The organism is Salegentibacter sediminis (genome assembly GCF_002078605.1).
In the GTDB taxonomy this organism is placed as follows: Bacteria; Bacteroidota; Bacteroidia; order Flavobacteriales; family Flavobacteriaceae; genus Salegentibacter; species Salegentibacter sediminis.
This window is the reverse complement of the sequence record NZ_MSJR01000010.1, coordinates 16,127-30,458: the sequence shown is the minus strand read 5'-3', so window position 1 is coordinate 30,458 and position 14,332 is coordinate 16,127. Positions and strand designations below refer to the sequence as shown.

Annotated in this window: 9 protein-coding genes; all 9 read right to left on the bottom strand. The window is 37.8% G+C overall.

The genetic code is table 11. The features are described from left to right. Positions 1 to 1,300: 1,300 nt before the first annotated feature. Positions 1,301 to 2,668: a capsule assembly Wzi family protein gene (locus BUW93_RS13055; protein ID WP_081212181.1), complete on the bottom strand. Its 1,368-nt coding sequence runs from the start codon at positions 2,666 to 2,668 to the stop codon at positions 1,301 to 1,303. A 563-nt stretch (positions 2,669 to 3,231) separates the two neighbouring features. After that, positions 3,232 to 3,627, bottom strand: coding sequence for an endonuclease domain-containing protein (locus BUW93_RS13050; protein ID WP_232778364.1), 396 nt, complete (start codon positions 3,625 to 3,627; stop codon positions 3,232 to 3,234). Positions 3,628 to 4,667: 1,040 nt separating this feature from the next. Beyond that, positions 4,668 to 7,076: a GumC family protein gene (locus BUW93_RS13045; RefSeq protein WP_081212179.1), complete on the bottom strand. Its 2,409-nt coding sequence runs from the start codon at positions 7,074 to 7,076 to the stop codon at positions 4,668 to 4,670. 6 nt (positions 7,077 to 7,082) lie between these two features. Beyond that, positions 7,083 to 7,880 (bottom strand): polysaccharide biosynthesis/export family protein, encoded by a 798-nt coding sequence (locus BUW93_RS13040; protein ID WP_081212178.1) that lies wholly within the window; start codon positions 7,878 to 7,880, stop codon positions 7,083 to 7,085. 135 nt (positions 7,881 to 8,015) lie between these two features. Beyond that, the gene (locus BUW93_RS13035; protein WP_081212177.1) at positions 8,016 to 9,083 is read right to left on the bottom strand and encodes a sugar transferase; all 1,068 of its coding nucleotides are present in this window, start codon (positions 9,081 to 9,083) and stop codon (positions 8,016 to 8,018) included. A 100-nt stretch (positions 9,084 to 9,183) separates the two neighbouring features. Next, positions 9,184 to 10,332, bottom strand: coding sequence for a non-hydrolyzing UDP-N-acetylglucosamine 2-epimerase (gene wecB / locus BUW93_RS13030; protein WP_081212176.1), 1,149 nt, complete (start codon positions 10,330 to 10,332; stop codon positions 9,184 to 9,186). Beyond that, positions 10,326 to 11,426, bottom strand: a complete 1,101-nt coding sequence (locus tag BUW93_RS13025; protein ID WP_081212175.1) for a DUF354 domain-containing protein — start codon at positions 11,424 to 11,426, stop codon at positions 10,326 to 10,328. Before BUW93_RS13025 ends, wecB begins: the two co-directional genes overlap by 7 nt. Before the next feature lie 390 nt (positions 11,427 to 11,816). Further along, positions 11,817 to 13,163 (bottom strand): glycosyltransferase family 39 protein, encoded by a 1,347-nt coding sequence (locus tag BUW93_RS13020; protein ID WP_081212174.1) that lies wholly within the window; start codon positions 13,161 to 13,163, stop codon positions 11,817 to 11,819. A gap of 233 nt (positions 13,164 to 13,396) precedes the next feature. Beyond that, complete coding sequence (locus BUW93_RS13015; protein WP_081212173.1) at positions 13,397 to 14,326, bottom strand: glycosyltransferase; 930 nt, start codon at positions 14,324 to 14,326, stop codon at positions 13,397 to 13,399. Positions 14,327 to 14,332 lie beyond the last annotated feature (6 nt).

Genomic DNA, 14,332 nt, shown 5'->3' with positions numbered 1-14,332 from the left:
ATTCCCTTCACGGCAGGGAGAGATCGACTCTCAATTCCTCAACAAAAAGATGGCCGCGGGTTAATTCGTTGAATCGGGATTCGATTAGAAAATTGAGCAAAGCGAATTTCCTATGTGAGTGTAGCAGGTTGGGACCGTTAAAAATTTTCGAAGCCTTGGAGAAAATTTAGGTTCCGATCTGCGGTTTTTTCTGCCTCCGACGACCAGAGGAAGAGGAAGGCATATGCCAAAAAAATACCTGCACATAGGACGCCCTTTTTTGTTTCGTTTTTTGGGCGAGCAAAAAATGAAAGGGCAGACAATTCCAAAAGTTCCTTTAATCCAGAGAATAATAATTTAGCTGGTAAAAATGAGGTAATAAAATAACGTATTTTTACTCAAAGCTCGCAGAAGTTTTGCAAAGGGAGGTGACATTTTCGCGGTAGCGGAAAAGACGGTGGGGTTAAGGCAGGCAGGTGCAAACACTCAGCATACCATGATTTAAACCATGGTCGAGATAAATAGTTAACAGAATGGATTCGGGAGAGGGGATCCAACAAAAATTTCAGATACCACTCTCAATTCCACAACAGAAAGATTGCCACGTCAACATTTTCCCTTCAGTCAAATGTTTCCTCGCAATGACGAACCGGGAACAGAGAACCCACAACTCAAAACCGATCCCGATAGCTACCGAAGCACAATCTCCTCTCTTCTAACAAAGCCCGTTGAGTTCGAGTGCCTTTGTAGAGCGATAGCGGAGCAAAGGTGTATCGAGAACTGTTTATAAGTAAGAACGCTGTATGTCCCTGATATAGGTTGACCACCTAAGCCAACTATTTATGAAAGAAAATGTTTTTAAGTCTTCTCCCGCTTGACCCCTTACCCTAAAGGGTGGCGGAAAAAGTACAATAATCAATAAGTTTTGCTGAACAATATCTGAAAGTGATAAGAATTTGAATTTTCCGTTTTAAAGAAAAATCCCCTCCCTTTAGGGTCGGGGTAGAGGGATTTTTCAATCCCGGTAGCCCTTACAAATATAAATTCAGATGCTACTCTCAATCCCCCAACCAAAAGATTGCCACGTCAACATTCTCCTTCAGTCAAATGTTTCCTCGCAATGACGAACCGGAAAGAGAGAACCCACAACTCAAAACTGATCCTGATGTAAATCGGGATTGTATCTAGAACCGCTTAGAAGTTCCAAACCTTTCTTCTTCAAAACGAAGATTTCTAAAACGCCAAAACTCGATCAAACCACGGTTTTAATCGTGGTCAGGGACAAAAACGACAACAGAGAACTCAGAACCGACAACTGAATCTAAAACCTCCGCTCCAAACTCACTCCCACCCCAAAAAGCGGATTATAATTGCTGTTGATATCTGCCGAAAGCATCAAACTCACCTGGAAAGGATCATTCAGGAGCAGGGTTTCCCCGAAGATATGGAGCACATCCTCATTTCCGAAGGGCAAATCTCTTCGAAAAGTACCCTCATTATGGGCGTAGCTCAGCAGCAGTTTATAGGGATAAGAATTCCAGAAAGTAGAAACCTGACCGCCAAAGCCAAAATGATGTGTAATGAACTTATTGTTGACGATAAGCTGCTGTTTCTCATCATACTTAAAAAAAGGAGCCCCCAGGATTCGGCTTTTATAGGTCCAGCCGGAATAATAGGCCACACTATGCCCCAGGTAATTATCTGCTCCCCAATGATTCACATCATTGCTTTGGTCCCGGGTGTAGTAAAGTTCATAGATAAAAGCATTCAGAAGCCGGTCTTTTTTATCATTCTCAAAATAAATCCCATAACGTCCATCGGGAAAATTGTCGAACCGACTTCCGGAGCCATCTTCAAAAATATTATTATAGATAAAGCTCAACTTAAAATCCTGGTACTGTTTATCGGCATAGATTTCCCAGGAACCCAGATGGTTTCCCAGAACATTATTTATGTCTCCCTGCAGAGCAGCTTCCCCTCCAGCCCTCCCGGTAACAATCCTGAAGTAATCCTCAATACCTTCCGGTTGTTCTCCTCTGTCGGGAGAGGTCCCGCCCCACTGCGCAAAATGTTGGATGCCGACCTTAAAGCGCCAACCGTTCCCGGCATCGTGTACCAGCCTGAACATCTTATGATGCAGCTTAGCCCCTTCTACATGCCGGTCTTTTTCCATCAGATATTCCGCCCAGCGGGCTTCAAAGCCCCAGCTCTGAGCCCTGTTAATAAATACAGGCCCATTGGTTTCCAGCTCCAGCCCCGGCATCGGTCTTGCATTAGTGCTCCAGAGGATATTCTCATCCGAAGCGCTCAGACCCTGGTAGTGCTGCTGTTTTTGTTTTATGCCCAACGAAGCCCGAAGCCAGGGATTTTTATACTGCATATAAATTTCATCCGGGAAAACCTCATCCCTACCGGCATTATCATACGCCGCTCCCAATCCAAACTCCAGCTGCGTCCCCGTCCCCAGGTCCAGGCGATATTGGGCGTTTACCAGCCCGCTAAGATCGGTGAATTCGGAAACCCGCCCCCGCTGATTATGATACATCCAGAAAGGCAAACCCTTCTCTGTACCATCATAGTAAGCGCTAAGCTTCACACCGCCGGAAAACGAATCCTGTGCCGACAAAGAAAAAGGGATCAAAGATCCCAAAATTAAAAATATAGTAAAAGCTTTGAAAATAGTATACATGTATGATTATTAGTCTTAGAAATAGTTAATTTGTTAATTCGGTATTCGAAGCTTGTTTATTTGGTTTTCCTGGTATAGAATAGAAATCTTTTCCCACTTGACCCCTTACCCTAAAGGGTGGCGGGAAAAGGGCGAAACTTAATGTGAAATCCTTCCTTTAGTTCTCGAATAGAAATCTTCGGCTCCCTTTAGTCCCGATAGCTATCGGGAGGGGTGAAACGAAGATTTCTCTACTCTTTTCCCGCTCTTTATTAACTTAACCGTTGGGTTCGAGTGCCTTTTCGAAGCGCTAGCGTAGAAAAGGTGTATCGAGAACAGCTTAGAAGTTTTTACTTATCAGGACTTCTCGATACTTTTTTTATTCCGCTATCGCTTTATAAAAAACACTCGAAGTCAACGCCCTGTTTTAAGGACTACAACTACTTAAATCTTAAAGCTTGAAGATTTCATAATTGCCTAGGATCCCGATAGCTATCGGGAGGGGTGAAACGAAGATTTCTCTACTCTTTTCCCGCTCCGCCCCTTACCCTAACGGGTGGCGGGAAAAGTAGTCCTAATAATATTTACAATTTCAATTCATTTATCTTTTCCAGGATTCGTTGTATAATCCCTTTCACATTCCCAATAACCTCTTCATTCGTAAACCTTATAATATGTAAATCTTGAAATTCAAGTAATTCTTCACGCTCTTTATCGGCAATTTTTTGTTGCTTGCTGTTATGATATCCCCCATCGACTTCGATAACGAGTTTAAATTGATGACAGTAAAAGTCGACAATAAAATAATGTACTGGATGCTGCCTCCTAAATTTATAACCTAGTTGATTATTCCTTAAATATTCCCATAACATTTCCTCGGCAGAAGTCATATCCCTTCTCAATTTTCTAGCCTTAGAAAAATTCTGTAGAGGTGCTCCTTTCCACATGCTGGTATCATATCCGGGATGATCTTTTTTCAAACTTTCTGACTTTATTTATTCCCCTTAACCGGCCATTCACTTTAATTTCCTCCTCTAATATAAAAAAGTCTAATCTTCTTTTCCTTCTTTATTCCTAATTCTATAACTATTTGGGATAGGGATAGAACGAAGAATTCTCGAAATCTTTTCCCGCTCTTTATTAACTTAACCGATGGGTTCGAGTGTCTTTTCGAAGCGCTAGCGTAGAAAAGATGTATCGGCTTAGAAGTTTGTACTAATCAAGACTTCTCGATACTTTTTTTATTCCGCTATCGCTTTATAAAAAACACTCGAAGTCAACGCCCTGTTTTAAGGACTACAACTACTTAAATTTTGAACCTTGAACATTGAAAGTTTCGTCATTGCGAAGGATCCCGATAAGGAAACTGAGGCAATCTTTTATTTTAGCTTCAAAGATTGGTAACAAAGGATCCACGCTTCAAGTATCTCCCTCCGGTCTATACTTTCCTCGCGATGACGTGCTGAAAAACGACTTCATCCCTCCCTTTCTACTTCCCGCCAGCCGGAAAAAAGACTCAGTCTGGAACTGCAATACCCACATTAATTAATCCGAGAACTGAAAACTCAAAACTGCCAACTGAAAAAAGACTTCTCGATAAATCCCGATAACCATCAGGAGGGTAAAGGGATTTTTAGGTTCTAAAATTTATATCTCCAGCTTCTACATCTTAAAAATCTTCGGCTCCCTTTAGGGACGGGGTGAAACGAAGATTTATACTCTTCTTCTTTCCCGCTCTTTAATAACTTCGCCCGTTGGGTTCGAGTGCCTTTTCGAAGCGCTAGCGCAGAAAAGGTGTATCGAGAACAGCTAAGAAGTTTGTACTAATCAAGACTTCTCGATACTTTTTTTATTCCGCTATCGCTTCATAAAAAAACTCGAAGTCAACGTACGTTTAAAGAATTAAGACAAAAACCTTAAACCTTGAATATTAAACCATGAACACCAAACAACAAACCAGAAACCCGGTGAAACTGAGACCCCATAACCGACAACCGAGAACTCACAACCGAAAACTGAATTAAAATATCGCAGCCTTATCTTTAAGTCGCTTTAAAAAAGATTTCTTTTCCTCTCCGTAGACATAGCCGTATTTGTTTCCATAACCGAAATTTGCCATTTCCACATCGTTTAATACAAAACTCACATGGTGTAACTTCCCTTCTTTCTTGGCATCTGTTGCAAATCCAAGCAGCTTCTTTTCAGTATATCCGGCACGGGTTACATAAAGTGTTAAATCGGCAAATTTATTTATCAGAAAAGTATCAGCTACCAGCATTGAAGGGGCTGTATCCACAATCACATAATCATACATCGCCTGAAGCTCATTTAATAACTTTAGCATTCTTTCACTTCGAAGCAATTCTGACGGATTTGGAGGAATACTTCCCGATGCCAGAATATCCATTTTTGGATGAGATTCTGACTTGCTTATTATATCCTCAAGATTAATCTGGGGATCATACAGGTAATCACTAACCCCTGTATAATTTCGCGCATTGGTTTCGTATCGTTGAAGCTGCGGGTTACGTAAGTCAGCACCAACAATAATCACCTTTTTCTTCATATTGGCAAAGGTTATTCCCAGGTTGAAAGCGATAAAGGTTTTTCCTTCACCTTTAACCGTAGAGGTTACAAATAATTTTACACCCTTTTCCCTGTCCAAGGAATTCACTAATAAATATTGCAGATTAGTTACCATGATCCTAAAGGATTCTGAAAGTACCGAACGATCATTAACGGTAATAAGGTCGCTCTCCTTCTTTGCAATTCTTGGAATCTCACCTACAATAGGTATATCCTTAGATGCATTTTCTATATCCGTTCTATCCGTAATCTTATTATTCAACAGGTTCCTGATATAAATAAACAAAAACGGAACCAGCAAGCCCAGGATCAATGCTGCCAGTAGTACGATCTTCGATTTAGGCGACACAGGTTCATTTCCGCTGTAAGCCCGGTCTACAATCTTCGCCTTTGGGGCGGTTACTGCAAGGCTCAGGGAGTTTTCCTCCCTCTTCTCCAATAGGAAAAGATAAAGCGCCTCCTTGATATTCTGTTGGCGTTCTATTCCCCGGTATTGTCTTTCCTTGGCCGGAACCGCCGAGATCTGGGAACCTATTGCTGCCCCTTGTCGCTGCAGGTCTGCCTGGGCTATTTGCAGATTAGAACGCATCCGCTCCAGGCTTTGTAAAATATTTCCTTTTATCTGGTTGATCTGGGAATTAAGTCTTACAACTACAGGGTTGCGCTCGGTAGAGCCACTTAAGATACGGTTGCGTTCAAGTACCAGATTATTGAATTCTTCTATCTGCTGATTCACCCCTTCACCTTGTAGCCCGAGATTAGCGGGAAGCAGGTCGCTCTCACTTGAAGCTTTTAAAAAGTCGATCATCGCATTGGCGAGCTCCATTTGGGTGCCTACCTCCTGGTTGCGCTTTTTATATTCGCTGGCCGTCTCGATAAACATTTCCGATTCGGCCTGGATATCGGTAAGCTGATTGGTCTCTTTGAACTCTTCTTTGCCTACTTCCACCGAATCCAGTTCCTCGTTGATGATTGCAAGCCGCTCATCAATAAAAGAAGCGGTGTTTCGCGCTACCAGGTTCTTGTCCTCTATAGCCTCCCGGTTGTATTCCAAAACCAGCTGGTCCAGGATATCCTGGGCCTTGGCCTTCACAGGATCCTGCAGACTAAGCTCCAGTAAACTCGAATTCTTGTCGGTTAAATTCACCTGCACCGCGCCACGGTATTTCTGCACCACGCTTTCTACCGGACTGAACTTTACCAATACAGCTTCAGTTTCCGCCAGGTCCAGGGGATCGCTGTCTATATTATCTACAAGCACCACTTCCGCGAAGTCAAGGCTGAAAGGTTTTCCTATTTCTGCCTGCATCACTTCTTCGGTTTCGGTGTTGATCACCTCCAGCTTTCCGTTTTCCTGAAGTTTTATTCTGAAACTATTTCCGGCTTCATTCTGAATAGTTCTGCGCAATTCCCGTTCATCCATCTTCAGCACCTGCACCTGCAGCGGACTCCTCTCATAGAGCTCCACCGCTTTCACCGGGCCTTCCTCGAAATAGGTCACATTCAAATTCAAAGCCTTTACCACGTTGCTCATTAGACGCTTTGAATTCAGTATCCCGATCTCATTCTCGATGCTGCTGGCACCCATCCCACCAAGCAAACCGAGATCGGCGAAAGCGGCCATTTCTGAACCGGCGTTTTTACCCTCTTCATCTTTAATAATGATGCTGGCAGTGGTACTATATTCAGGAGTGCTATATTTTAAATAAACAAAGGCGAAAAGCAGGGCTATCACCACGCCTATTACGAACCAGGGCCAGTACCGAAGGTACTTGTCCAGTTCTTCCCTTAAATTGATTTCTCCTTCCTGGGGGGGGTTATAAGTAGATTGTTGTTGAGACATTGTAGATTATCTTGTTAGAAGTACTGCTACTGAAACTAATACGGAAGCGATGGAGATATACACCGAGGCATTACGGTTATAACTGGCGCTTTGTCGCTGCGCCTTGTTTGGCTCCACATATACCACATCGTTTTGTTGTAAATAATAATATGGCGAGTTGATCGCATCGGCATCGGTGAGGTCGAGGTAAGCATGGGTTTTTGTCCCGCCTTCTTCGCGTACTACCAGCACATTATCGCGCCTGCCGTAAATACTTAAATCTCCCGCCATTCCAAGGGCCTGGGGTAGCGAAAAATAATCATCCTGCACCTCGAAGGTTCCGGGTTGGTTCACTTCTCCCAATACGCTTACCTGGAAATTTACCACCCGCACGTTCACGATAGGATCCTGCACATACTCCCTTATCTGCTCCTTGAGTTTTGCGGCAAGTTGTTCCTGGGATAATCCTGCTGCATTCACCTTTCCTAATACAGGAAAATCAATAGTCCCGGCTTCTTCCACCAGGTAGGTCTGCAACTGCTGGCGACCACCAACCGTCATTCCCATATCCATCCCACCTTGTGGCACGCCTATCACCGGCAGGTTAAAAGGCAACGCAGCCTGTTGCTGGGCTGCGGCAACACTTATGGTAAGCAGGTCATTGGGTTTTATGCGTAAGCTTTTCTGTTGCTGATTATCCATCCTGGCCTGCGCTTCTTCCAGTCCCTGGAAGTACACCACCTCCTGCCTCGAAACACAGGAAGTAGCCAGTATGAAAGCAAAAAGCCCTAAGGCCGGAATCTTAAATGATTTGGGGAATTTCATTATTTTCAAAATTTGTGCGAATATATTGATTTATGTTAATTATTCCTTAATATTAGTCAGTAGTCTTTAGACTTTAGTTGGTAGTTTTTTTGTTCCGTCATCCCGTCCCGATAGCTATCGGGGCACAACCAAAACTTATTTACTCCTCTCGCCCTTAAAAACTATATTCCTTATCGCCATCCACAGATACTTAGCGTCTGTTTTTATAGGTGCTCTTTCATAGGCTTCAAGATATTTCAGTTCTGAATTGATAATCTCTTCAATTGTTTTAGGCATATCAGCATAAAAAGGTGGTAAAAGACCCGGTTTGGTTTTTGTCCTTTTTTCTTGCAACTCTTTAGTGTATAAATTAAAGTATTGCTGACTTAATGGCCTAACTCCTATTAGTTTCATCTCACCTTTAAAAAGATTGATGAACATGGGTATTTCATCTAGCCAAAACTTCCTGAAGAGCTTACCTTCTTTGGAAATTCGAAAATCATCCTTAAACTTCCCACCTTCCTGCAGCTCATTCTTTTGAAAAATATAATCCTGTAAATATTCCGAATATGGATGCATGGTTCTTAACTTATATACTTTAATAAGTTTTCCATCTTTGCCTACTCGTCTCAATTTTATCAATGGCCCGTAACTGGGATATTTATCAAAAACCGGTTCTTTTATTTTACGCGCAGTAAAATAGGTTTCTTCTTCTATATCATGTTCCTCAGTAATTTCAAAGCCACACGAATAAAGCCGACCAAAAGCCTCCGCCTTTGATAAAACCCTGTCTTTGCCTTTGGTAATTCCGAAATATATCTTCTTTGCAACAGGAAATTTTGGTGTTACCCGGTTTAAAAGTATATCACCGGAATGAACTACATAGTTAAAAGGTTTTTTTTGGGGATGAATAATTCTACGCTTTCGCGAATTGTATTCTTCAAACCTCCCTATAAATTCCCCGCCATTAGATAATCGGGAATTGATTGCCTCCAGAAATTTATTTAAATATCTGATATCATTTAGACGTTCCAGGTTTATTATCTTTTCTAAACCTTCTTCCAATCCTAATATTGAAGTATGGCATAAACTGGAAGTTACCTGGCACGCTTCCACATCTACGGAATCTGCTACAACTTTTTTATAAGCTGTTGTGCCGATTTTTACTTTGATAAAATCTTCTTTGTTTAAATTTTGGTCATGTAGGAAGTCAGTTATAACCATAATTGTTTTTGTTTGTAGGTTGGGAGTAGAAGAGAATTATGATTACCCACTGTAGGGAGTGGGCGGTGGCTAATATTTTGATAGTACGATGAGTGGAAATTCAGGAAGAACTAATCAAATTTTCGATAAGTTTTTCACAAATAAAGTTTGCTGAATTTCCATCCCCAAAAATCGGAGGAAATGACTTTTTTGATTTATACATTTTTTTAAAGGAGTCGATAATTTTATCGTGATTTGCATTTACTAATACCCCCGAACCTTCTTTGATAATTTCAACCCATTCGGTTTCATTACGCAATATTAAACAAGGCTTTTGGAAAAAATATGCCTCTTTTTGAACGCCTCCAGAATCAGTAATAATTAATTCTGCATTCTTTTCTAATTGGATCATATCCAGAAAAGAAACTGGATCAATTATCCTTAACTTCTTATTATTTTTAATTCTTTGTTGAAGTTCTTCTGGTAATTGTTGTAATTTATTTTTTGTTCTTGGATGAAGGGGTAGCACAACCTGCAATTTGGAGGTTTCTATTATTTCTATTAAGCCTTGAAATATATTACTTAATCTCACTGGATCGTCCGTATTATTATTTCGATGAATAGTAGTGAGTATATAAGATTTATCCTTTAGATCTAAAGAGAATTGAATTGAGGACTTACTATCTGATATATCAGAAAAAAATAAAGAATTGTCATACATTACATCACCGCAGTGGAATATTCCAGGGTTGTCAATATTAAATGAACCGTTATTCTCTTCGAAACCCTCATTTAATAAATTTTTGTACCCTGTAAGTGTAGGTGTGAATAGGAAAGTTGAAGAATGATCACACATAATCCTGTTAATTTCTTCCGGCATACTTTTATTAAATGACCTCAAACCGGCTTCGATATGCACGATTGGAATATGGATCTTAGAAGCTGCAATTGCTCCAGCCAAAGTAGAATTAGTATCTCCATACAAAACTATATAGTTAGGTTCTTCAGAAATTAAAATTTCTTCAATACCCTCTATCATTGCAGCAGTTTGCTTCCCATGGGATCCTGAACCCACATTTAAATTATAATTGGGTTTTGGAATTTGCAACTCATCAAAGAAAATTTGGGACATATTTTCATCATAATGCTGACCAGTATGTACAATGATCTCTTCAATCTCTGAGCTAAAGTTCTTTTTTATGGTTCTGCTTAATGCCGCCGCCTTAATAATTTGAGGACGGGCACCAACTATAGTGAGAAGTTTTAACATATAAATCGATTTTGATAATCAGGTTTATTTTTAATTATTTTTTGACTATCGGGATAATTACAAATAAACCATTCTAAAAATTCTGTAACATCTATCTTATCGTTCAGCATCCTCTTTCTTTTTGTCTGAAATTTTTTACTTAAATTTTCCAGTTCAAGTAATTCTGAGATTTTATTTATAATAGAATTCTCATCTCCAACTTTAAAACCATAAGTCAATCCGTATTTTATTTCAAGTTCCTCGAGTACAGATATTCTGCCTGCAAAATCGCTATATCTAATGGATGGGACTCCTAACATTGCTGACTCCACACTCATGCTTTGGCTATCGCAAATTAATAGTTTGGAAAATGAGAGAATGTCATGCATATCACTGGGATCGATAACAAGTTCGAACTTCCTTAAATCTTCATAAATTACATCCTCAGTAGAAATAAATGGTGATAGGCCTTTCTCCTCAACCATGATAATAATTTGAGTAAGCAGTTTTTGATTAATCCCTTTGATTCCAAAGTCATGGTGAGCGGTTAATTTGGCCAGACGTATTATCACGTAATTATCCGGTAGATTATATTTATCCTTAACAGAATTATTGGGAGTAAATACGTTTGGATGAAGATAACCTAATTTCATATACCCTTTATATCCTATCTTCTTATCATTCCATTTACCAACATCACATACCTCAGGACAAAGTATATTATGAGTAAAGGGATAGGTTAAATCCCCAAGAGTTTTTATTACTTCATAATCATCCTCAGTAATGCTTACACAATCTATTTTAAGCATTCTTCCTAACTGGGCAATCGAGGCATCTGTTCCAATCATTAAATCGGGCCGATTCTTTAATATTATAGGTAAGATTTTAAAATTCCTCTTAACCAAACTCCAGGCAATATGAAATTTTGACTTACCTCTTTCCTGGGGTAAAATATTTTGATAGGGAATCCGGTCAGATTTTAATAAATTTTCAAGAACATCCTTTGTTTTTATTAATATAATAATTTCAAAATCTGGGTTGCTCAGTAATCGTTTTATAGTTGCCCGAGCAAATAGGTATTGAGCCGGATGGCCGAAGTAAAATAATATTTTCATTTAGTTTAAGTTGGAATTATATAAATCAATAATTCTCTTGGCAATTATAGAAGATTCTCAACAGCTGATATCCTCTCCCTGTTGTTTTTTTATACTTCAGAGCCTTTTAAATTTTTTTAGCAATATCTACCTTAATAAAGCTAGTCAATTAACATCTTGAAGCTTTCTTTTTTAGATCTCTTATATCTCCAACATTTGTGGCCAAAATTAGTTTCCATGGAATTGCCTCTTTTATAACATTAGGAGATAGCCTTTTAATACTTTTCATTGAATAGTATAAAACTGAATATTTCCTTCTAAATCAATTAAGAATTAACCTTGATTTTTAATAATTGAATCTAAACCTGTAAGACTATTTCCGTTTGAAAAGATTAATATTTTCATAATTACTTATCTATAATTCCAGAAAATTAGTAAAATAAAAATCCCAACAAATAGAATATTCATAAAATTGCTAATGTAAAATTTTCTTTTTCTGTCAAAAAAATCTTGATAAAAAAAGCTTATAAAAGCAAAAGCAATAATATAGATAAAAGGAAAATGAGGAAGAGATTTTCTAAGTTCCAGACCTTCTAAAATAAATACTAAAGAGAAGGTCTCATACATAACAAAGAAAATCATGGGATAAAAGAGGCATAAACCTTTTTTAAAAATGTTATAAACTCCAAACCAAAAGGGAATAGATATGAGTGATTTATATATTAGACCAGGGGCATAAAAAGATAAAATTACTGACTTATTTGGTAAAATAGTTGGTAATGGCCCAATCATTCCGGCTAAAATATTTATGGCATATGTAAATCCAATTCCGCCTTTAACCATTCCAGAGATTTCTTTAGTTTCTATCATCTCATCAATTCCCCCTAACAGATATCGATTTAAAAGAGTTTCTAAAAAGGTACTTCCATAAATCATTCCTCCTATAAAAATTATTATTATAATCTTGCTAAAAAGTGATTTCCTTTGTTGTAGAATATATGTGGTAATGAGTGCAGCTATAATTAGAACTGTTATAGCCGGCCGAAAATACATTATTGATGCTAGAAAAAATAACGTATAAAAAATATAAATTATCTTTCTTTGAAAAAGATAATTATAGTAATTTAAAAAGGAATAGATTACAAGGAAAATTAAAATACTTTCTTTTAATCCAGAGGAATTAAACCAAATAAAATAGGATGAAATACTAAACGTTAAGGCAGCCAAATAGGCAGATTTATGATCCAGAAGGTAACGTCCGATTTTAAAGATACCAATACCAGAAAAAACCGTCAATACCAAATAAAATAAGTTTAGTAAAAGGTTTGATTCAAAAATTTTATATACAGAACTTATAACCAATACTGCACCTAAATCTTCAAAAGTCCAATCATTAAGAAAATTAGAAATCCCATTAATAAAAGAGCCAGAATTTATTTTTATTGACTCTTTGTGATAAAAAAGTGCATCAGCTGTGCTGAAGACAAAATAATTATTACTGAAAGAGTAAGAAATAAAATTGTAAAGGAAAATAAATATTAATGTGTACGCCAGAATTGTCCATCCCAAATTTTTGGAATTGTAGAAAGTATGAGTCATTCCTGTCTGGGCATGTATAACCAAAAAGTAAGTAACAACTGATAAAAGGTGTAAAAAACTAAGCTCCCAATTTCCCCCTCCTCCTAATCCTAAGAATAAAGAATATAATAATACAGAGAATAAAAGGTACCAAAAACTAATGGATTTTATGAGGGGCATTCAGCTATAAATTAAGATTTCAATATTATGAACCTTCTTATATTTTCTATTTTTCTCAACAGGAATGAAATTATGTTCTGAGAAAACAAAATTTTAAAAATACTCATGTAGAGTTTTTATGAATTTCTCTTTTGAATATTCCGCCAACGGATGTTCACATTGAATACGGAATTCAATTTTTCCCGGTTCATCTTGATAAATTTGAATATTTTAAGAGGAGTTTTAAAATTGAATTAAGACCTATTTGTAGAATTTGATGCTACCTTATTGTAAAGCATCAGAATTCGTTGAGCAACTTGACCTAAACCAATTTCGTATTCAACTAACTCTTTCCTCCCATGCTTAAAATCTTCAGACAACACCTTGTGTATACCATTTGCTATAGATTCAGGAAACGGTTCTACTATAATTCCTGCCTTTGATTCTTTAGAAATCAAATCTCGAACAGAACCAACATTTGTGGTTACCACAGGACAATTGCACGCCATTGCCTCTTTAAGAACTTGTGAAGAGCCTTCATATATGGAAGTTATTAATAGTAATTGAGCAGTGTTCATTAAATGAACTACTTCTTTTCTTGATTTATTTTTTAACTCTGTAAGTCTAAAATGTAAATCACATTTCACAAAATGATTGTTAAAAATTTTAACACCTTCATTTGCGAGAGGATAATTTTTAACTTTATTATCAGCAGATCCGCTAAAAAGTATAATAGATTCTCTTTCAAATAGTGGTGAAGCTGGTTTAAATAAATTCATATCAACCCCACAGGTAATAATATTACCTCTTTTCACACCAAATTTCGTCTTTAATTTTGAGGATACAAATATTGTCTCTTTACTTAAATAATAAGCGATTTTTGAAAGCACTACATTTTTCGACTTATATACATCAGAACCATGAAAAGATGTAATTACAGGAATTTTTCTTTGTAAATTCGCAAATAGGCCAGATATTCCATAATGTGCATGGATAATGTCTGGTTTAAATTCATTGATTTTTTTATATAACTTCGGTAAATGTGATAGGTAGCCTTTTACGCCTTTTTTAGTAATAGTAAAATAGTTTATTTCTAATCCTAAACTAATTAAAGAATCAACCTGCTCTTTAATATATGCAGATGTTTTATTTTGAGTACCAGAATGTACAATTAAGACCTTCATAAATAT